18 protein-coding genes and 1 other RNA gene are annotated in these 20,518 nt (G+C 68.5%); 12 read left to right on the plus strand and 7 right to left on the minus strand.

Translation table 11 applies throughout. The features are described from left to right. Positions 1-362: 362 nt before the first annotated feature. The gene (hemE, locus tag ROJ8625_RS13165) at positions 363-1,388 is read right to left on the minus strand and encodes a uroporphyrinogen decarboxylase (protein WP_085792340.1); all 1,026 of its coding nucleotides are present in this window, start codon (positions 1,386-1,388) and stop codon (positions 363-365) included. Positions 1,389-1,486: 98 nt separating this feature from the next. On the opposite strand from hemE, the gene hemC reads away from it, so the two are divergent. Beyond that, positions 1,487-2,446: a hydroxymethylbilane synthase gene (gene hemC / locus ROJ8625_RS13170; protein ID WP_085792341.1), complete on the plus strand. Its 960-nt coding sequence runs from the start codon at positions 1,487-1,489 to the stop codon at positions 2,444-2,446. Between the two features lie 13 nt (positions 2,447-2,459). On the opposite strand, the gene ROJ8625_RS13175 is transcribed toward hemC, so the two are convergent. Both ROJ8625_RS13175 and nudC read right to left on the minus strand, forming a co-directional pair. Further along, the gene (locus tag ROJ8625_RS13175; RefSeq protein WP_085792342.1) at positions 2,460-2,927 is read right to left on the minus strand and encodes an SRPBCC family protein; all 468 of its coding nucleotides are present in this window, start codon (positions 2,925-2,927) and stop codon (positions 2,460-2,462) included. Between the two features lie 112 nt (positions 2,928-3,039). Beyond that, on the minus strand, positions 3,040-4,008 hold the full coding sequence (nudC, locus tag ROJ8625_RS13180) for an NAD(+) diphosphatase (protein ID WP_085792343.1): 969 nt from the start codon (positions 4,006-4,008) through the stop codon (positions 3,040-3,042). A gap of 235 nt (positions 4,009-4,243) precedes the next feature. On the opposite strand from nudC, the gene ROJ8625_RS13185 reads away from it, so the two are divergent. The 3 genes from ROJ8625_RS13185 to ROJ8625_RS13200 all read left to right on the plus strand — a co-directional run bounded on the left by ROJ8625_RS13185 (position 4,244) and on the right by ROJ8625_RS13200 (position 7,216). Then, positions 4,244-6,118: a metallophosphoesterase gene (locus ROJ8625_RS13185; RefSeq protein WP_085792344.1), complete on the plus strand. Its 1,875-nt coding sequence runs from the start codon at positions 4,244-4,246 to the stop codon at positions 6,116-6,118. Between the two features lie 48 nt (positions 6,119-6,166). After that, positions 6,167-6,263, plus strand: an RNA gene (gene ffs / locus ROJ8625_RS13190) — signal recognition particle sRNA small type. Between the two features lie 692 nt (positions 6,264-6,955). Further along, on the plus strand, positions 6,956-7,216 hold the full coding sequence (locus ROJ8625_RS13200) for a DUF3253 domain-containing protein (protein WP_085792345.1): 261 nt from the start codon (positions 6,956-6,958) through the stop codon (positions 7,214-7,216). On the opposite strand, the gene ROJ8625_RS13205 is transcribed toward ROJ8625_RS13200, so the two are convergent. Next, positions 7,189-8,028 (minus strand): prephenate dehydratase, encoded by an 840-nt coding sequence (locus ROJ8625_RS13205; RefSeq protein WP_085792346.1) that lies wholly within the window; start codon positions 8,026-8,028, stop codon positions 7,189-7,191. The two genes, ROJ8625_RS13200 and ROJ8625_RS13205, sit on opposite strands and share 28 nt — an antisense overlap. Before the next feature lie 125 nt (positions 8,029-8,153). On the opposite strand from ROJ8625_RS13205, the gene ROJ8625_RS21530 reads away from it, so the two are divergent. The 6 genes from ROJ8625_RS21530 to ROJ8625_RS13235 all read left to right on the plus strand — a co-directional run bounded on the left by ROJ8625_RS21530 (position 8,154) and on the right by ROJ8625_RS13235 (position 16,428). Beyond that, positions 8,154-9,467: a c-type cytochrome gene (locus ROJ8625_RS21530; RefSeq protein ID WP_085792347.1), complete on the plus strand. Its 1,314-nt coding sequence runs from the start codon at positions 8,154-8,156 to the stop codon at positions 9,465-9,467. 190 nt (positions 9,468-9,657) lie between these two features. Further along, positions 9,658-11,697, plus strand: coding sequence for an extracellular solute-binding protein (locus ROJ8625_RS13215; protein WP_085792348.1), 2,040 nt, complete (start codon positions 9,658-9,660; stop codon positions 11,695-11,697). A 10-nt stretch (positions 11,698-11,707) separates the two neighbouring features. Continuing rightward, positions 11,708-12,802, plus strand: coding sequence for a microcin C ABC transporter permease YejB (locus ROJ8625_RS13220; protein ID WP_085792349.1), 1,095 nt, complete (start codon positions 11,708-11,710; stop codon positions 12,800-12,802). A gap of 69 nt (positions 12,803-12,871) precedes the next feature. Then, positions 12,872-14,005 carry an ABC transporter permease gene (locus ROJ8625_RS13225; RefSeq protein WP_200813317.1) on the plus strand — a complete coding sequence of 378 codons (1,134 nt, stop codon included), beginning with the start codon at positions 12,872-12,874 and terminating at the stop codon, positions 14,003-14,005. Between the two features lie 124 nt (positions 14,006-14,129). Continuing rightward, positions 14,130-15,722, plus strand: coding sequence for an ABC transporter ATP-binding protein (locus tag ROJ8625_RS13230; RefSeq protein ID WP_085792351.1), 1,593 nt, complete (start codon positions 14,130-14,132; stop codon positions 15,720-15,722). Between the two features lie 88 nt (positions 15,723-15,810). Beyond that, positions 15,811-16,428: an MliC family protein gene (locus ROJ8625_RS13235; RefSeq protein ID WP_234984260.1), complete on the plus strand. Its 618-nt coding sequence runs from the start codon at positions 15,811-15,813 to the stop codon at positions 16,426-16,428. A gap of 82 nt (positions 16,429-16,510) precedes the next feature. Here ROJ8625_RS13235 and ROJ8625_RS21040 read toward each other — a convergent pair whose 3' ends face one another. Further along, positions 16,511-16,654, minus strand: coding sequence for a hypothetical protein (locus tag ROJ8625_RS21040; protein ID WP_159456764.1), 144 nt, complete (start codon positions 16,652-16,654; stop codon positions 16,511-16,513). Continuing rightward, positions 16,651-16,794 (minus strand): hypothetical protein, encoded by a 144-nt coding sequence (locus ROJ8625_RS21045; protein WP_159456765.1) that lies wholly within the window; start codon positions 16,792-16,794, stop codon positions 16,651-16,653. The genes ROJ8625_RS21040 and ROJ8625_RS21045 overlap by 4 nt, the downstream gene beginning before the upstream one ends. 223 nt (positions 16,795-17,017) lie before the next feature. Between ROJ8625_RS21045 and ROJ8625_RS13240 the strand changes: the two genes are divergently transcribed. Then, the gene (locus tag ROJ8625_RS13240; protein WP_085792353.1) at positions 17,018-17,920 is read left to right on the plus strand and encodes a LysR family transcriptional regulator; all 903 of its coding nucleotides are present in this window, start codon (positions 17,018-17,020) and stop codon (positions 17,918-17,920) included. Between the two features lie 22 nt (positions 17,921-17,942). On the opposite strand, the gene ROJ8625_RS13245 is transcribed toward ROJ8625_RS13240, so the two are convergent. Continuing rightward, positions 17,943-19,526 carry a D-alanyl-D-alanine carboxypeptidase family protein gene (locus ROJ8625_RS13245; protein ID WP_370738473.1) on the minus strand — a complete coding sequence of 528 codons (1,584 nt, stop codon included), beginning with the start codon at positions 19,524-19,526 and terminating at the stop codon, positions 17,943-17,945. Positions 19,527-20,159: 633 nt separating this feature from the next. Here ROJ8625_RS13245 and clpS point away from each other — a divergent pair. Next, positions 20,160-20,492: an ATP-dependent Clp protease adapter ClpS gene (clpS, locus tag ROJ8625_RS13250; RefSeq protein ID WP_085792454.1), complete on the plus strand. Its 333-nt coding sequence runs from the start codon at positions 20,160-20,162 to the stop codon at positions 20,490-20,492. Positions 20,493-20,518: the final 26 nt, after the last annotated feature.

Genomic DNA, 20,518 nt, shown 5'->3' on the forward strand with positions numbered 1-20,518 from the left:
TAGACGCCGCGAGATGTCCATATCGCCGTGCCCGGCCGCGATGCCGGAGCGCCTCCGGCGGGAGTATTTGGACCAAGAAGAAGATGCGGGCCTCGCCGGGGGAGGCCGGTGGATGCGATCCGTGTCGCGCGCCCGGGCGGGGTGCCGGCGCGCCTCCGGCGGGTGTCTTCGGACCAGATAGACGGCGCGGGCATCGCGGGGTGGGCCGGCGGGGGTCCTGCCGGTGGGGCGTTCGGCGACGCCGTGGCGGGTGGAACGCGGTCGGTGCGAAGGGGATCCCCGGACGCGGGAGCGCGGCGGAGCGGGCCCCGCGTCCGGCCCGCGCCCCGGGTGGGCCGCGGGCGCGGCGGCCGGTGCCGGCGTCAGCCGCGGATCGCCTCGATCATCCGGCTCACATTGTCGGGATCGGCGTCCGGCGTGATGCCGTGCCCGAGGTTGAAGATGTGCGGCCCGCCGCGGAACGCCTCGACGATGGCCTTCGTCTCGCGCACGAGGGCCTCTCCGCCCTCGACCATGTGGTGGGGCGCGAGGTTGCCCTGAACGCAGCCCGAGACCTGCACGTTCTCGGCCGCCCAGGCCGGATCGACGGAATTGTCGATCGCCACGCACTCGGCGCCGGTGGCGGCGTGAAAGCCGATGTACTTCTCGCCGGCCTGCCGCGGAAACGCGATCACCGGCACGCCGGGATGCCGGCGCTTGAGCGTCTCGGTGATGATCCGCGCGGGCTCGGTCGCGTAGCGGTCGAACTCCGCGCCCGACAGCGAGCCGGCCCAGCTGTCGAACACCTTCACCACCTCGGCGCCGGCGTCGATCTGCCGCGACAGGTACTCGATCGTGCCCTCGGTGATCTTGCCGAGAAGCTGCTCGAACAGCGCGCGGTTCTCGGCCTTCAGCGCATGCGCCGGGCCCTGGTCCGGCGTGCCCTGCCCCGCGATCATGTAGGTCGCGACCGTCCACGGCGCCCCGGCGAACCCGATCAGCGTCGTTTCCGGCGGCAGTTCGCCCCTGAGGATGCGGATCGTCTCGTAGACCGGCGACAGCGTCTCGTCGATCGCGTGCACCGGATGCAGGCCGGCAAAATCCTCTTCCGTGGTCACGGTCGACAGGCGCGGCCCCTCGCCCTTCACGAACCACAGGTCGGCCCCGAGCGCCTGCGGCAGGAGCAGGATGTCGGCGAACAGGATCGCCGCATCGAAGCCGTAGCGCCGGATCGGCTGCAGCGTGACCTCGGCGGCCAGCTCCGGATTGTAGCAGAGCGACAGGAAATCGCCCGCCTTCTCCCGCGTCGCGCGGTATTCCGGCAGGTAGCGCCCCGCCTGTCGCATCATCCACACGGGCGGCACCTCTTGGCGCTCGCCGGCCAGTGCACGCAGGATCGTCTTGGTCATCTCGTTCCCTTCGGTCTCGGCCGCACATGGGTCGGACGGGGGCGGCCCGCTGTCAAGCGCGCTTGTCAGCGCGCGCTGCGCCGCTTAAGCCTCGGGCCATGGCACCACGCGACCTTCCCGCCCCCGACGCCCCGCTCAAGATCGGCACCCGCGGCTCCCCGCTCGCGCTCGCGCAGGCGAACGAGACGCGCGACCGGCTGGCCGACGCCTTCGACCTGCCGCACGAGGCATTCGAGATCGTCGTCATCAAGACGACCGGCGACCGCATCATCGACCGCCCGTTGAAGGAGATCGGCGGCAAGGGCCTGTTCACCCGCGAGATCGAGGCCGCGATGGTCTCGGGCGAGATCGACCTCGCCGTGCACTCGATGAAGGACATGCCGACGCTCCAGCCCGAGGGGCTGATCCTCGACACCTACCTGCCGCGGGAGGATCCGCGTGACGCGTTCATCTCTCCGGAATTCGCCGCCATCGCCGATCTGCCGGAGGGCGCGGTCGTCGGCACCTCGTCGCTGCGCCGCCGCGCGCAGGTGCAGCATCGCCGGCCCGATCTGCAGGTCGTGGAGTTTCGGGGCAACGTGCAGACCCGCCTGAAAAAGCTGGAGGACGGCGTGGCGCGCTGCACCTTCCTGGCCTGCGCCGGGCTCAACCGCCTGCAGATGTCGGACCTGCCGCAGACGCCGGTGGCGCCCGAGGACATGCTGCCGGCCGTCGCGCAGGGCGCCATCGGCATCGAGCGGCGGATCGACGACGACCGCGCGGCCGAGATGCTCGCCGCGATCCACGACGCGGAGACCGCCGACCGGCTGGCGGCGGAGCGCGCGTTCCTCGCCGCGCTCGACGGCTCCTGCGAGACGCCGATCGCGGGGCTCGCGCTCCTCGACGGCGATGGCGGGCTCTGGCTTCGCGGCGAGGTGCTGCGCCCCGACGGGTCCGAGGCGCATGCCGACGAGCGGCGCGGCGCGGTGGCGGACGGCGCGGCGATGGGCCGCGATCTCGCACGCGACCTTCTCGACCGCGCCGGCACCGACTTTTTCGACTGGATCGGCGTGGCCTGACACGCGCCGGGCGTCAGCCCGCGCGCTTCAGCCGCGTCTCGAGGTCGCGCGAGAATTCCGTCGCGCGCTGTTTCATCCGCCGGTCGATGGAGCCGCGCGCGAATTTCATCGACTGCACCAGAAGCCGCGCCGACAGCGTCCGTGGCAACAGCGTGACGTCGAGCGCGACCCGCGTACGGGTCCGCGACAGCGCCACGAGATCGACCACCGTCGCGATCTCCAGCCCGCCGGACGCGCTGTCGAAGGCCATCCGGTGCGGCGGAGTGAATTCGGTCATCACGATCGACGCCTCGCGCCGGCGGCCGCGATACCGGAACGCGATCTCCCACGTCATGCCGGGCCCCGGCTCGGCCCGGTCATCGACCCGGCGTACCTCGACCCCGCGGCGCATGGCCGAACGTTCGAGCGCCTCGAGATCGCTCAGGTGCGCGAACACGCGGTCGAGCGGACCCTCGATGTCTTCCTTGACCGATAGCTTCATGCCTGCCGCCCCGTGCCCGCGCGCCGGCACCGCTCGCAGCCCGTCTCCGGGCCGACCCGGCGCCTGATCTGTTTCCGGACCGGCCGCCCCGACCGGTGATCCGAATGTGTCGTCAATCCAGCCGGTCCGCAAGCCAGTTGCGCAGCAGGAACCGGGCGATCGCGCCCTCGCGCGCCGGCCAGATCCGGTCGTGCGTGCCGGCGAACGCGGCGGCCAGGTCCTCGCGCGTCAGCCACTCCGCCTCGGCGATCTCCGCGGGGTCGCGCACGATCTCTTCGCTCAGTGCCTCGCCATGCATTCCGATCATCAGCGAGGCCGGGAACGGCCAAGGCTGCGAGGCGAGATATCGCACCGGGCCGACCCGCACGCCGACCTCCTCGAACACCTCGCGGCGCACCGCGGCTTCCAGCGTCTCGCCCGGCTCGACGTAGCCGGCGAGGCACGAGAACATGCCGTCGGGCCAGAACGGCGCGCGCCCGACCAGCGTCCGCTCGCCGCGCGTCACCAGCATGATGACGACCGGGTCGGTGCGCGGAAAATGCCGCCCCCCGCAGGACGGGCAGAGCCGCTGCCAGCCTGCTTCGCTCATCGCGGTTTCGGTGCCGCAGCGCGCGCAGAAGCGGTGCGAGGCGTGCCATCCGAACAGCGCGCGCGCCGTCGCCGCCAGTTCCGCGTCGCGCGAGCCGAGCCGCGTCATAACGCGCCGCAGTTCCGCGAAGCGCAGAGCCTCGCCGATGTCGGGATGGACCTGTTCGGTCGGATCGACGAACCCGCCGATCGTCGAGGGATCGAGGCCCTCGGGCGTCCAGCCCGAGATGTCCGCGGCGAAGATCGGCGCGCCGTCCTCCCGGCCGAGGAGGATGGCCGTCTCCATCGCCGACGCGACGACCGGGTGGCTCAGCGGCAAGCGGCAGAGCCGGTCGAGCCCCGGCGCCTCGAGGAGCGGTTTGCCCCGCCAGATCAGCGTCGCGCGCGCCTCGGAGGCCTGCCGCGCCCGCGCCACGGCGTCCGGATCGGCCCGCCATTCCGCGGCCCGGTCGAGCCCCGATCCTCCGAATGTCACCTCTTCGGCGTGACGCATGTGCGATCTCCTCGGCTGCGGCGCGCCCTTCTGTTTCACGCCGCGGCGCCGGAGGCAATTTTGCAGCATCCCAGACTGAATACGTTTGCCGGGCCACAACTAGGGATTGCGCTTCGCGTCCGAATTTGTAACTCGGCGTGAGGTTTTATGTTTGGGGTGAGATACGCGCTCGCGCCCGCGAGCGGATCCAGGGATCCGTTCGGTCCGCGACCGCAACGGTGATTTAAGTGGTGCGATGGAAGACGCTTTCAGGCAGGCGGGCGGCGCGCGAACCAATGTCGCCGAATCGGTGGTGTCCCTGCGGGTCCTCGCGACCTCGGATCTGCACATGCACCTCTATCCTCACGACTACCACGCGGACCGACCCGACGACTCGCGTGGGCTCGCGGCACTCGCCCGGGTGATTCAGGCGGCCAGCGCCGGTGCCGACAACTGCCTGCTGGTCGACAACGGGGACCTCATCCAGGGCAGCCCGATGGGCGACACCGCCGCCGAGGCCGTCGCGAACGATCCCGACCGGCCCCACCCGGCGATCGCCGCGCTGAACCGGCTCGGCTACGACGTGGCCACGCTCGGCAACCACGAGTTCGACTTCGGTCTCGACGCGGTCGAGCGCATCTATGCCCAAGCCGCCTTTCCCGTCGTTCTCGCCAACGTTGCGCGCAGCGCACCTGACGGCGGCGGCCCGGTCTTTCCGGCCTTCGCGGTGATCGAACGCGACGTGGTGACCAAATGCGGCGGCACCGTCCCGCTCCGGATCGGGATCACCGGATTCGCCCCGCCCGAGACGACCATCTGGAACCGCGCGAAGCTGGAAGAGCGTGTCGTCACCGAAAGCATCCTCGACTCGGCCCGGCGCACCGTTCCGCGCATGCGCGAGGCCGGGTGCGATATCGTCATCGCGCTCTGCCACGCCGGAACGTCGGGCGCGGACGCGGCCGGCGAGAGCGATCGCGCCGCGCGCGAACTCGCGGCCGTGACCGGCATCGACGTCGTGGTCGCGGGCCACAGCCACGAGCGGTTTCCCGGCCCGGACGATTGCGGCAGCGGGCTCATCGCGGGCACCCCGGTCGTGGTGCCGGGATGCCACGGCAGCGACCTCGGGCAGATCGACCTGACCCTCGCTCGCGCCAGCGACGGCAGGTGGCACTGCCGCGACTCCACCGTTCGTCTGCGACCCGCGGACGCCCCGGTCGGCCCCGCGCCCGAAAGCTGGACCGACAGCAAGGCCAGTTATGCCCGTGTGCTGAACGCCGTTTTCGACGATCACGTGCGCACGCTGAGCCGAATGCGCCGCCCGCTCGGGACGCTGGATCACCCGGTCACCACGTATTTCGCAGCGGCGGGCGACTACCGCGCCGCGGGCCTCGTCGCGTGGGCGTTGAGGCGCCATATCCTCCGCGTCGCCCCGGTCGGGTCGCTTGACCACGGCCCGCTGCTCGTATCGACGACGACCTACCCCGCCGGCGCCCGGCGCGGGGCCGAGGGGTATCTCGACATCCCCCGCGGCCGGCTGCGGATGCGCCACGTGAACGAGCTCTACCCCTTCGCCAACATGCTCGTGCTGCGCCGGGTCCGCGGCGCCGAGCTGCGCGCGTGGCTCGAACGTTCGGCCGCCTGCTACGAAACCGTGGCCCCCGGCGCCCGCGACCTCCCGCTCCTCGCTCCCACGACGCCGCTCTACGATCTCGAGATCATCGACGGTCTGACATGGCAGATCGATCTGTCGCGTCCGCCCGGGACAGGCCGCGTGCGCTATCTGTGCCATCGCGGACAGCCCATCGGCGACGACGAACCGTTCACCCTCGCGCTGAACGATTACCGCGACAGCGGCAGCGGCGGCTTCTGCGCCCCGCGCTCCGGCCCCGCGCTTCATCACTTCGACATGCCGGTGCCCGAAATCCTCGCCGACATCCTGTCGCACCCGGGTGCGCGCCCACCGGACCGGCCGGCCCCGTGGCGCTTTGCCCCCATGCCGGACGCGACGGTCGTGCTCGACACCGGCGCCAGCGCGCGCAGCCACCGGATCCGGGGCCTGCAACTGGGCCTGATCGATGTCGGCGGCCCTGCGCCCCCGGGCTTCGCGCGGTTCCGCAAGACGATGTCCTGATGGCGGGGCGGGTTGCGAATCCGTTCCGGGCGACTTAGATCGACCATTGAGAGGTTGGTGCGGGCAAGCGCCTCGCCAACCCGGTCAGGTCCGGAAGGAAGCAGCCGTAACGAGCCCCGCTTGGGTCGTTTTCCAGCCTCTCACCCCCACACCATGTGCAGGCCGGCGCGTTGCGTCGGCGCGACGGCTGAGGAAAACGGCCGCCTCGCGTTCAGCCGCCATCGCCCAGCGCAGTTGCGCCGTCCCACCGATCATCGGCCGATGCAGCGCCCACAACCTCTGCTGCGCCTCGTCGGGGGCCTCGCCCGCCTCGATCATCAGCCGCAACGCCGCCATGCCCGCCCGGCCGCATCCGTCGCGCCCGTGGATCAGCACGCGTCCGCCACCCCAGAGCGCGCGGCGCGCGAAGGCGCTCGTCTCGGTCCAGCGCTTCGCGACATCGGGTGTGGGCGCGGCATCCGGCGCCACCGGAACGTGCGCCCAGCGGGTCGCGCGCTCCTGAAGCTGCGGACCCAGATCGCCCGCGCCGGTCTGCGCGAGCTCGTCCGTCGTGGTCAGCGACACGACGAGCGCCGGACGCCAGTCGAGGATGTGGCCGAGATCCTTGTCGTAGCTGTCATGCGCGCCGGGTTGCGGCGCGATGGCGAGGATTCCGCCCCCCACGGGCAAGGCGTGGATCACGCCCCCGGTGCGGTGCACCTGTGGATCATGCTCGGTCATTTGCGTCGAACTTCCCCCAAAGTCCCGGCGCGCATCATAGCCGTCGCGCGCCAAATCGTTAACACGGAATGTGGCGCGCCGCTCGCCGCGGTCCAGCCTGCCGCTAGATCGCCCGGCATGACAATCGACGATGCAGAGGTTGCGGCAGCGCTGATGGCACTTGCCGAAAAACGTGGACGGGACAAGACGTTCTGCCCGTCGGAGGCGGCGCGGCGTCTTGCCGATGACTGGCGCCCCCTGATGCCGGAGATCCGTCGCGTCGCCGGCACGCTTCCGCTCATCGCCACCCAGAAGGGCCAGCCCGTCGATCCGGTCACGGCGCGCGGCCCGATCCGCCTGCGGCTGGCGCCTCAGGGGCGGCGGGGGTCGCGCGGATAGGTGCCGAGGATCTCCAGCATGTGCGTGAAGTAGTCGAGCTCCTCCAGCGCGCGCTGCACCGCCGGGTCGTCCGGGTGCCCCTCGATGTCGGCATAGAACTGCGCCGCCTCGAACGAGCCGTCGACCATGTAGCTCTCGAGCTTGGTCATGTTCACGCCATTCGTCGCGAAGCCGCCCATCGCCTTGTAGAGCGCGGCCGGGATGCTGCGCACACGGAAGACGAAGCTCGTGAGCATGCCGTGGCTGCCGCGCCGGGTCATGTCGGGCTCCGCCGCCATGACGAGGAACCGGGTGGTGTTGGTGTCGTGGTCCTCGATGTGCCGCGCCAGCACCTCGAGCCCGTAAATTTCGGCCGCGAGTTCCGAGGCGAGCGCGGCGTGCGACGGATCCGCGCGCTCGGCGACCTCGCGGGCGGCGCGGGCGTTGTCTGGGCTGACGCGTCCGACGATGCCGTTGGCCCGCAGGAAGCCTCCGCATTGCGGCAACAGGACGAGGTGCGAGTGCGCCTCGCGCACCGCCTCCAGCGTCGCGCCCGGAACACCCAAAAGGTTGATGTGAACCCGCACGAAGGCTTCTCCGATGATGTGCAGGCCCGAATGCGGCAACAGCCTGTGGATGTCCGCCACGCGGCCGTATGTGGAGTTCTCGACCGGCAGCATCGCGAGCTCTGCACTGCCCTCGCGGACTGCGGCGATCACGTCCTCGAAGGTTCCGCAGGCCATCGGCTCGTGGTCGGGCCGCGCCGCGCGGCAGGCTTCGTGGGAATACGCGCCGGGTTCACCCTGGAACGCGATTTTGGGTCGATCGGTCATGGTCCGGTTCTCTGTCCGCAGGCACCGCGTCCGGGCGTTTGGTCGCGGCTACTACACCTTGCCACAGCCGGAGGGAACCAATACTACACGGCCCGAACGAAGCCTTCGAGACGGATACGCGACCGATGTTTGACACGATGACGTTCACCAAGGTGGTCGGCGGCTTTTGCGGCGCCTTCCTTGTTTTCCTGCTGGGCAAATGGGGCGCCGAGGAGATCTATCACGTCGGTATCGAGGCACATGGCGACGAGCGCGAGATGGCGTATGTCATCGAGACCGGTGAAGAGGACGGCGGCGGCGAAGAGGCCGCGCCGGTCGACTTCGCGACGCTCTGGCAGAACGCCGATGCCGACGCCGGCGAGCGCGTGTTCAACCAGTGCCGCGCGTGTCACCAGCTCGAGGAAGGCGCAAACGCGGTCGGCCCGTATCTCTACGGTGTCGTCGGGCGCGAGATCGGCAGCGCGAACGGCTACGGCAGCTATTCCGGCGCGTTGTCCGAGCAGGACGCCCAACATTGGGATCCGCGTGTCCTCGACGCGTTCCTCGAGAACCCGCAGGGCTGGGCACCGGGCACGTCGATGAGCTATTCCGGCATCTCCGACCCCGAGGACCGCGCCAACCTGATCGCCTACCTCAACACGTTCGACGGCAACGCCGAGGTCGGCGTGCTCGAAGGTGAAGAGGCGCCGGCCGAGGGCGGTGGCGAGGAAGCCGCCGCAGAGGAAGCGCCCGCCGAGAGCGAAGGCTCCGAGCAGGCCGCCGCCGAGGAAGCACCCGCCGAGGGCGAAGGCTCCGAACAGGCCGCCGCAGAGGAAGCACCCGCCGAGGGCGAAGGCTCCGAGCAGGCCGCCGCAGAGGAAGCACCCGCCGAGAGCGAAGGCTCCGAGCAGGCCGCGGCAGAGGAAGCGCCCGCCGAGGGCGAGGGCTCCGAGCAGGCCGCCGCCGAGGAAGCGCCCGCCGAGGGAGAAGGCTCCGAACAGGCCGCCGCCCAGGAAGCACCCGCCGAGGGCGAAGGCTCCGAGCAGGCCGCCGCGGAGGAAGCACCCGCCGAGGGCGAGGGCTCCGAGCAGGCCGCCGCAGAAGGTGAAGGATCCGGCGGCGATTCCGAGATCGTCGCGATGGTCGAGAACGCCGACGCATCCGCCGGCGAGAGCGTGTTCAACCGCTGCCGCGCCTGCCACCAGATCAACGGCTCCAACGGCGTCGGCCCCTATCTGAACGGTGTCGTCGGTCGCGAGATCGGCGCGGTCGAGAGCTACTCGAACTACTCCGGCGCGCTCACCGAGCAGGGCGCCGACGTCTGGACCGTCGAGCACCTCTTCAACTATCTCGAGAACCCGCGCGAATGGGCGCCGGGCACCTCGATGAGCTACGCCGGCCTGCGCAGCGAAGAGGATCGCGCGAACCTCATCGCGTATCTGCAGACGCTGTCGGAGTGATCCCGGGAAACCGGATCGCCGAAACCGAACCGTGCAACGGCCGTCGCCTCTCCGGGCGGCGGCCGTTGCCGTTTCGGCCGCCCGCTCCGCCCAGATAACACGGTTGCAACTTGATCATGGCGAGAGCGCCCCGTTAGCTTACGTTCCAGCCCAGCACGACTGGCGAAGACAAGCCGGAGGGGAGCTTTCCATGACGATCAGACGACGCCGCACCGATCCTGCAGGGAACGACCGGAGCTCCGCCGTGGCCCTGCCGCGATCCGCCTCGCGGCGCATCGCCGGCGCCAGCTTCCTCGCGCTCGCGCTCGCCTTCGCCGCGGCCGAAACCCGCGCACAGGATGACGCCGCCGCGGCCGACACGACCGAGGAGCAGAGCGGCCCGATCGTGCCCCAGACCACCGAGATCGACCCGCAGGGCGAGATCATCACGTCCCACGGCTACACTTTCTTCGAAGGCAACCTCGTCTACCCCGAGGGCTTCGAACAGCTGAACTACGTGAACCCCGACGCACCGCGTCAGGGCGAGCTCGTGATCGCCACCACCGGCACGTTCGATTCCATGAACCCCTACTCGCGCCAGGGCCGGGCCTACATCTACTCGATCTTCCCGACCGAGAGCCTCTTTGCCGAGAGCGTCAGCGGAGAGACCTTCCCCGCGGACGACAACGACGGGTTCTACGGCCTCCTCGCCGAGCGGATCGAGTACGACGAGGGCAAGACCTTCGCGACCTTCCACATGCGTCCCGAGGCGCGCTTTTCGGACGGGGAGCCCGTCACCGCGCACGACTTCATCTTCTCGATGAATCTCATCCTCGAGCAGGGGCTGCCGTCCTACCGCAACGCGGTGTCGCAGCGCCTGACCGGGGCCGAGGCGCTCGACGACCACACGGTGCGCGTCACCTTTGCCGAGGGCGTGTCGCGCCGCTCGCTGATCGAATCCGTCGGCATGATGCCGGTCTGGCCCGAGCACTGGTTCGAAGAGACCGGCGCACGGCTCGACGAGAGCCGGCTCGAGACGCCGCCGGGCTCCGGCCCGTGGCTGATCGAGGAAGTGGAGCCCAACCGCCGCATCGTGCTCGCCCGCGATCCCGACTACTGGGGCTGGGATCTGCCGATCAATCGCGGACGTCACAACTACGACCGCATCCGGGTGGAATTCTTCGCGGACTCGACCGCGACCTTCGAGGCGTTCAAGGCCGGCAATGTCAGCTACCGCAGCGAAGGCGACCCCCGCCTCTGGGCCACCGCCTACGACTTCCCGGCGGTCGAGCGCGGCGACGTGATCCGCGAGGAGTTCCCGAACGGCCTGCCCCCGGCGAACGTGGGCTTCGTGTTCAACCTGCGCCGCGACATCATGCAGGACAAGCGGATCCGCGAGGCGGTCTCGCTCGCCTACAACTTCGAATGGACCAACCAGTCGCTGCAATACGGCCTCTACGAACAACGCGCCTCCTTTGCGCAGGACTACCGCACGCAGGCGACCGGCGTTCCCGAGGGCGCAGAGCTCGAGTTCCTGCAGGGGCTCGGCGACGTCGTGCCCGAGGAGATGCTGACCGAGGAGGTGCGGACGCCGCATTCCTCGAACCCCGACAGCCTCAGCGACCGGCGCAACCTGCGCCAGGCCATGCGCCTTCTCGACGAGGCCGGCTGGGAGGTCGGCGACGACGGCATCCGCCGCAACGCGGACGGCGAGACGCTGTCGCTCTTCATCCCCTACCCGACGAACGTCAGCCCCATCGTCGAATCCATCCATGAAACCTTTGCCCAGAATCTCGAGGCAATGGGCATTCAGCCGCGGCTGGAACGGCTCGACCCTTCTCAGTTCTCCCTGCGCGAACGCGAGTTCGATTTCGACATGGTCTACACGGACTATCCGGCGCTGACCGGGACCGGCGCGGGCCTGAACCAGTATTTCGGTTCCGAGGCGGCGGACTACTCGCTGTTCAACCCGGCGGGCCTTGCGTCACCGCTGATCGACGCGATCATCGCGGCCTCGCTCGAAACCCAAAGCCAGGAGGAAGAGGACGCGTCGGTCATGGCGCTCGACCGGGCGCTGCGATACGAGTTCATCCAGATCCCGATGCACTATTCCGACGTGAGCCGCGTGGCCTACTTCAACCACCTGACCCCGCCCGACGAGATGCCGCCCTACGCAGTCGGCGTGCTCGACTTCTGGTGGATCGACGAGGACGCAGCGCAACAATTGCGCGCCGACGGCGCACTAAGGTAAGCGCACCGCCATGGCCTCCTATATCCTCCGACGGATCCTGCTGATCGTCCCGACGCTGCTCGGCATTCTGGTGGTGAACTTCGTGCTCACCCAATTCGTGCCGGGCGGGCCGATCGAACAGGTCATCGCCAACGTGCAGGGCCGCGGCGACGTGTTCGGCGGCTTTGCCGGCGGGCAGGGCGGCGATGCCGCCAGCAGCGAGATGCTGGGCCCCGGCGACAGCCAGTACCCCGGCGCGCAAGGCCTGCCGCCCGAGTTCATCGAACAGCTCGAGCGCGAATTCGGCTTCGACAAGCCGCCGCTGGAACGCTTCCTGTCGATGGTGTGGGACTACGCGCGCTTCGACTTCGGCGAGAGCTATTTCCGATCGATCGAGGTGACGGAACTCGTGCTCGAGAAGATGCCGGTGTCGATCTCCCTCGGACTATGGTCGACATTGATCGCCTACCTCGTGTCCATCCCCCTCGGGATCCGGAAGGCGGTGAACGATGGCACCAGCTTCGACACCTGGACTTCGGCCGTGGTGATCGTCGCCTACGCGATCCCGGGCTTTCTGTTCGCGATCCTGCTGCTCGTGCTCTTCGCGGGCGGGTCTTACTTCCAGATCTTCCCGCTTCGAGGACTGACCTCGGACAACTTCGAGAGCCTGTCGCTCCTCGGCAAGATCGCCGACTACTTCTGGCACATCGCGCTGCCGGTCACGGCCTCGACCATCGCGGCCTTCGCGACGCTGACGCTGCTGACGAAGAACTCGTTTCTCGACGAGATCAAGAAACAGTACGTCATCACCGCGCGCGCGAAGGGGCTGAGCGAACGCCGGGTGCTCTACGGGCATGTCTTCCGCAACGCGATGCTGATCATCATCGCGGGCTTCCCGGCGGTGTTCATCGGCGTCTTCTTCTCGGGCTCGCTGATCATCGAAACGATCTTCTCGCTCGACGGTCTCGGCCGGCTCGGCTTCGAAGCCGCGGTGCAGCGCGACTACCCGGTGATCTTCGGCACGCTCTACCTCTTCGGCCTGATCGGACTTCTGGTGAACATCGTGTCCGACCTCATGTACGTGCTCGTCGATCCGCGCATCGACTTCGAAAAGCGGGAGGGCTGAGCCGTGGTCGCCAACCCCGAACCGCAGGACAAGGGCGACGTCGTCGTTCAGCCGGCTCCGGGCAAGTCCGTGGCCCCCGAGCCGCCGCGCGGCCGCTTCGGCCTGTCTCCGCTGAACCAGCGCCGGTGGCGCAACTTCAAGCGCAACCGCCGCGCCTTCTGGTCGCTGTGGATCTTTGCGGTGCTGTTCGGGCTGTCGCTGTTCGCCGAGTTCATCGCCAACGACAAGCCGATCCTCGTGAATTACCGCGGGGAATACCGGATGCCGATCTTCAGCTTCTACGCCGAAACGGATTTCGGCGGCGATTTCCGGACCGAGGCTGCCTATCGCGACACCGAGGTCCAGTGCCTGATCGAGACCGGCGGCCTCGTCGACTGCTTTGACGACCCGCAAGGGTACATCGAGGCTGCGCGCGAGGGCACGATCGAGGATCCGGACTTCGAGAAGGGCTGGATGATCTGGCCGCCGATCCCCTATAGCTACAACTCGACGGTCGACCGGCCGGGCGCGGCGCCCCTGCCCCCCAATGGGCACAACCTTCTGGGCACCGACGACACCAAGCGCGACGTGCTCGCGCGGGTAATCTACGGCTTCCGCCTGTCGATCATGTTCACGCTCGTGGTGACCGCCCTGTCGTCCATCATCGGCATCATCGCCGGCGCCGTGCAGGGCTATTTCGGCGGGCTCACGGACCTGATCTTCCAGCGGGTGATCGAGATCTGGGCAGCGACGCCGCAACTCTACATCATCATCATCCTGTTCGCGATTCTCGGCCGAGGGTTCTGGCTGCTCGTGTTCCTGATGGTCCTCTTCGGATGGATCGCGCTCGTGGGCGTGGTGCGCGCCGAATTCCTGCGCGCGCGAAACCTCGAATACGTGCGCGCGGCCAAGGCGCTCGGCGTGTCGAACTGGACGATCATGTTCCGCCACATGCTGCCCAACGCGATGGTCGCGACCGTCACCATGCTGCCCTTCATCGTCACCGGCACGATCTCCACGCTCGCCGGGCTCGACTTCCTCGGCTTCGGCCTGCCCTCGTCGGCGCCGTCGCTGGGCGAGCTGACACTCCAGGCCAAGCAAAACCTCCAGGCGCCCTGGCTCGCCTTCACCGCGTTCTCCGTTTTCGCGCTGATGCTGTCGCTGCTCGTCTTCATCTTCGAGGGCGTGCGCGATGCCTTCGACCCGAGAAAGACGTTCTCGTGAACGCAGCCGCGACGCGCCATGCCGATTCCCCGGGTTGGTCGCGGTCCGCCGCCACGCGCGGGCCGGCCGAAATCGTACGGAACGTGTCCGTATTGGTCCGAATCTTACGAACCGAGGCCCCAAGATGAGCCGCATCCTCGATGTCCGCGACCTTCGCGTGACCTTCACCCAGGACGGGATGGAGACGCAGGCCGTGCGCGGGATCTCGTTTCACATCGACCGCGGCGAAACCGTCGCGCTGGTGGGGGAATCGGGCTCCGGCAAGTCGGTGAGCGCGCTGTCCACGGTGCAGCTCCTGGGGCCGTCTGCCCGCGTCGAAGGATCGGTGTCCTATGACGGGCAGGAGATGATCGGCGCGCCCGAACGTCTCTTGCGGAAGGTGCGCGGCAACGACGTGTCGTTCATCTTCCAGGAGCCGATGACGTCGCTCAACCCTCTGCACACGCTGGAGAAACAGCTGGGCGAAAGCCTTGCCCTCCACCAGGGGATCGAGGGCGACGCGGCGCGCGAGCGAATTCTCGACCTGCTCCACCGGGTCGGCATCCGCGAGCCCGAAAGCCGGCTCACGGCCTATCCGCACCAGCTCTCCGGCGGGCAGCGGCAGCGCGTGATGATTGCCATGGCACTCGCCAACGGACCCGACCTGCTGATTGCGGACGAGCCCACGACCGCGCTCGACGTGACGATCCAGGCCCAGATCCTCGAACTGCTCGGCCGCATCCAGCGCGACGAGGGCATGAGCCTTCTGTTCATCACCCACGACCTCGGAATCGTCCGGCGCATCTCCGACCGCGTCTGCGTCATGAAGGACGGCGAGATCGTGGAAACCGGTCCGACGCGAGAGATCTTCGCGAAGCCGCGCCACCCCTACACGCAAAAGCTCCTGTCGGCGGAATCCACCGGCACGCCAGATCCCGTGAAGGACGGCGCCGAAGAGATCGCCCGCACCGACAACCTCAAGATCTGGTTTCCGATCCAGAAGGGCCTGCTTCGCCGCACGGTCGGCTACGTAAAGGCGGTCAATGATGCTTCGATGTCCGTCCGCGCCGGCGAAACCGTCGGGATCGTGGGCGAATCCGGATCGGGCAAGACCACGCTCGCGCTGGCGATCATGCGGCTGATCCAGTCCGAGGGCGGGATCACCTTCCGCGGCGAGAACGTGAAGAGTTGGAAGACGAAACGCCTGCGCAAGCTGCGCTCCGAGATGCAGATCGTGTTCCAGGATCCCTACGGCTCGCTCAGCCCGCGGATGACCTGCGAACAGATCATCGCCGAGGGACTGACCGTTCACGGCTCGCCAGACGGACGCCCGCACCGCGAACTCGTGACCGAGGTGATGGAGGAGGTGGGTCTCGATCCCGCCACCATGCACCGGTATCCGCACGAGTTCTCGGGCGGTCAGCGCCAGCGCATCGCCATCGCCCGCGCGATGGTGCTGCGCCCGCGGCTCGTCGTCCTCGACGAGCCCACCTCGGCGCTCGACATGACGGTGCAGGTCCAGATCGTCGATCTGCTGCGCGCGCTGCAGCGGAAGTACGACCTCGCCTACCTCTTCATCTCGCACGACCTAAAGGTGGTGCGCGCGATGAGCCACAAGGTGATCGTCATGCAGAACGGCGACGTGGTCGAGATGGGCGTCACCGACGACATCTTCGACCGGCCGCAGACAGACTACACCCGCACCCTGATCGCCGCCGCCTTCGACCCGGTCGGCTAAGCGCCCGTGAATCGCGCTTGCCAGACGCGCTACGTCCGGTAGCATTTCCTGCATGCGTTGGCGTCATCGTGGCGGGAGGGTTCGAGCGATGCGGTACCTGTTGGGAGGCGTGTGCCTGATCGGCCTGTCTGCACCTGTCGTGGCGCAGGAGGGCCCCTCCTTCGATTGCGCGCGCGCCGAAAGCTCGGCCGAGACGCTGATCTGCGAGGATGCGGAGCTTGCCCGGCTCGACCGGCGGGTGGCCGAGCGCTATTCCGAGGCTTTGGCGGCGATCCGGGGTCTCGACGCCGGAGCGGCGGAGGCTGAGAGCGAGCTGCGCGCAACGCAGCGCGGCTGGATCGGCGGTCGCGACGAATGCTGGAAAGCAGAGGATCTGCGCACCTGCGTCGCCGACGCCTACCTGCGCCGCGAGGGCGAGCTGGTCGCCCGGTGGATACTCGAAGAGCCCACCAGCACCGCATTCTGGACCTGTGACGGCACCCCGGCCAACGAAGTCGTCACTATATTCTTCGACACCGAGCGCCCGAGCCTGCGCTTCGAACGCGGCGATAGCGTCGATACCGGATCGCTGGTCCCGACAGGGTCGGGCGCGCGCTACGAGGGTAGCTTCGGCCGATCGATCTGGATCAAGGGCGACGCCGCGACCTACCGCGACCCCGACCCCGACGGCACCACGTACGAGTGCACGTTGGCCCGGTCGGAGTGACCTGAACGAAAAAGCGGCCCCCGCATCCGGGGACCGCCAGTGTGCCGCGCGAACCGTCAGGGAGGCGGTCCGGCGGGCCGTATCAGCGTGCGGCGCGGTAGCGTGGAGCCGGCGTCTCGCGCCCTGCGTTCCAGGGCGACAGGCGGAACAGCCAGCGCATGTGCTCGGCGGCACGAATGTCCTGGCGCAGCAGCGCCTCTGTCTGGCGAAGGATGGGATCAATCATCTCACTCTCTCCTTTCGGGGCGCGAAGGGGATCTTGTCGTCGAGGGTGACGGGGCGGCGAAGCCGGGCGCGACGCGCGGCCTCCATCGCGCTGAGACGGCGACCGAGGCCGAGCCATGCAGTGGCGAAACGCTTGCTCATTTGCGGACCTCCGTGCGGCGCGCGGTGTCCGGACGCGTTGCCACCAGCCGACGTTCGTGCGGACGGGCCCGGCTCTGGCTTTGCGCTGCGGTCAGAAAGCTTTGTGCAAGGATCTGTAACATGGCGGCGGTTCCTCTCGGCTTGCCCTCATGCCACCGATATTGTCTTTCGGGCGCTTCGATGCCACTCAGGAATTCTAAGAACGTGTAAGCTGTAGTTACCGATGCCCTTCTCCCGCCTGCCCCCTCTGTCGAGTCTTCGTGCGTTCTCGGCCTTCGCCGAAACGGGCTCGGTCACGCGGGCGGGCGCGATGCTGAACGTGAGCCACGCCGCCGTGTCCCAGCAACTGCGCAATCTCGAAGCGCACCTGGGGGTAAAGCTCGTGGACCGGTCCGGCCGGCAACTCGAGCTCACGCAGGAGGGCCGCCAGCTGGCCGACGCGCTGATCGGCGCGTTCGGCCGGATCGCGCAGGTGATCGAGGCGCTGACCGGCGCCGATGCCGATCGGCCGCTGCACGTCTCGACCTCGCCGTCCTTCGCGTCCAACTGGCTCATGCCGCGGCTCGCGGGCTTTCGTGCCGCGCATCCCGAGATCGACATCATGATCGACCCGACGCCGGTCCTCAACGACCCCGAGCCGGGCGGTATCGACCTGGCCATCCGCTATGGCGACGGCAGGTGGCCCGGTCTCGAATCCGAGTCGCTGATCCAGTCGCCGATCTGGATTGTCGCGGCGCCCGAGCTGATCGGGGATCTCGACCCCGACGCGCCGCAGGACCTGCTCGCCTTTCCCTGGCTGCAGGAGCTCGGCACGTCGGAGGCGTCGGAGTGGTTCGCCCGCCACGGGATCACGGAGCGGCGGGTGAAGGGCCTCATCCACGTGCCGGGCAACCTGATGCTCGACGGCGCGCGCAACGGCCAGGGCATCGTCGTGACGACGCGCGTGTCCGTGGGACAGGACGTGCGGGCCGGCCGCCTTCGGCTCCTGTTCGAGGAGCGCCCCGAGGGCGGCTATCACGCGGTGACGGCCCCCGGCGTCGCCCGTCCGCAGCTGCAGGCGTTCCTGCGCTGGCTCAGAAAGGAAGCGGCGCGCGAGGAGGTCCCCTCGCGCGCCGCGCTGCCGTGAGTGATCGTGTTGAGCGCGCGGCTCAGCTCGGCGGGCCGACCATGAAACAGGTCACCTGCTGCGCCTGAAGCCGGCGGCACGCGAGGTCGGCCATGTCGCGCGTCATGCCCATGAAGTTGGCGTCGTAGCCGCTCGGCCGGTCGACGACCTTGCGCAGCGCACCATCGAGCGACGACATCTCGGACAGCGCCGTCTTCAGCAGAACTCGCTGCGCCTCGTATCGGCTCGGGTAACGCCCGACATTGATGCCCCAATGCCGTCCGCCCGAGGTCGAGACGCGGCTGACCACCTCGGCGGTCGCCTCGTCCGGCACGTTGCGCGCGGCAACGGCGATCTCGGCTTCGGTCGTGCCGCCCAGCGACGCGAGAACCACGTCCGTCGGCCGCGACCGCGGCCGGATCGATGCGCCGGGCGCCGCGGCCGTTCCGGCCACCACGGCTTCTTCGACTGCCTCGGCGACGTCGACGGACTCGATGACCGCGGTCTGAACCTCGGCCGTCTGCGCCTCCGCCGCCTCGGTCTCGGCGGTTTCCGCCTTCGCCGCAGCAATCACGGCGTCGATGTCCGCACCGACGGACGCGACCAGCGGCGCAGGCACGGCGGCCGGCGTGGTCGACCCGGGCCGCGGCATCGGCCGAAGGCTGCGGGTAACCGCAGCGGCGACGGTCCGGACCGACCGGCCCTGATGACCCGGCGAGGGGTCGGCATCGCGCGCCACATCGACGTTGATGCCGGAATTGCCCTGGTAACCCGGACGACGCGGCGCTGCAAAGGCGATACGGCTCGGCGCCTTGGAGAACCCGAGATCGAGGAGCTTGGCGACCTGCGCGTTGCGCGAGGCCGTGGAGTTGCCGCCGAACACGGTCGCGATCACGCGCTCGCCGCCGCGCTCTGCCGAGGCGACGAGGTTGAAGCCGGCCGCGCGGGTGTAGCCGGTCTTGATGCCGTCCGCCCCGGAGTAGCTCTGCAGCATTCGGCGGTTGGTGTGCGATACCGTCCGAACGCCCGCATCTGCGGTGATGCGGCTGAAGAGGTTGTAGTACTCCGGATAGTCGTAGAGCACGTGCCGCCCGAGGATCGTCATGTCGCGCGCGGTCGACAGGTGACCGCTCTCGGTGAGGCCGTGCGCGTTCTTGAAGGTCGTGCGGGTCATGCCCATCGCCTTCGCCGTGCGGTTCATCCGCCGGGCAAAGGCCGCTTCGGACCCCGAAATCGCCTCGCCGATCGCGGTCGCCGCGTCGTTGGCCGACTTAACCGCCGCGGCGCGGACGAGGTAGCGCAGCTTGATTTTCTGGCCCGACCGAAGCCCGAGCTTCGACGGCGGCTCCGACGCCGCGTTCCGCGAGATCGTCACGAGCGTGTCCATCGACAGCTCGCCATGCTCCACCGCCTCGAAGGCGATGTAGAGCGTCATCATCTTGGTCAGAGACGCGGGATGAAGCCGCGTGTCCGCATTTTCGCTGTAGTAGACCGTGCCCGACCGCGCATCCATCACCATGCCCGCATACGGCGCCGCCATGGCGCTGAGGGGGATCACGACGAAGAACCAGAATGCGGTGAGAACGAATAGACCGGTATGGCCCGGCCGCCTGCGCCGTCCCGTCACTGTTTCCGCCTTTGTCTGCCTCGAGGCTTCCGATGTTTCGGTAAGCCGTTGCTCGTTGCCGCACACCCATCGGGTGCTTCTTGTTGTTGAGGAACGTTAGCACGAGAAGGACGGGCCGCAAAGCGCTCAATTAAATCAATTTTTCGGAATGCGGCCGAACAGCCTCACCAGATATGGGTGCTGGTCTGCCTTCCTCCCACTAGGAGCGCGATTGTGGCGAGATTGTGTCCTCATGACAGCCCGTCGCGCCGCGTTCGTCGGTGTCGCTCGGGCGCCTCTTTCAAACGGGTCAGACGGCGCGGATCAATCGGACCGGCGGCCTCCGGTGAGATCGCGCGCCCGCGAGAGCGAGTCGCATGGGGCACGCGGATCGCGCCCGAAGGCCGGACAACGTGCCTCGGAATGTCCTCGCAGAGTGCGCGCAGACGCGCCTTGCGTCGCTGAACGCAGCGTCCCGGTGCTGTGCCGGTGCATCTGCCATCGATCTGGCGCGCCTCCGCCCTTTTCTCGCTGGCAGGCTCGATTATATACTGCGCTCAGACCCGCCACGCACAACGGATCTCTTCCGGCCACATGACCCAGTTCCGCACCAGCGCGATTGAGCCCCGCGATCCCGCCCTCGCGCCTGTTGGCATGAGCGGATCGGACGACGGCCCCGGTCGCGGGAGCGACAGCGATGCCGGCGTCGTCGTCGACACGAAACCGAAGACCAAGCGCCCGCCGCTCTACAAGGTTCTGCTACTGAACGATGACTACACGCCGATGGAGTTCGTCGTTCATGTGCTCGAACGCTTCTTCGGCATGAGCCACGCGCAGGCCTTCGAGATCATGCTGACCGTTCACAAGAAAGGCGTCGCCGTCGTCGGCGTGTTCAGCCACGAGATCGCGGAGACGAAGGTCGGTCAGGTGATGGATTTTGCCCGCCGGCATCAGCACCCCCTGCAATGCACGATGGAGAAGGAGTGACGCGCCGCGCGTCACCCTGCCAGCGG

Origin of the sequence: Roseivivax jejudonensis (assembly GCF_900172265.1) — a bacterium.
In the GTDB taxonomy this organism is placed as follows: domain Bacteria; phylum Pseudomonadota; class Alphaproteobacteria; order Rhodobacterales; family Rhodobacteraceae; genus Roseivivax; species Roseivivax jejudonensis.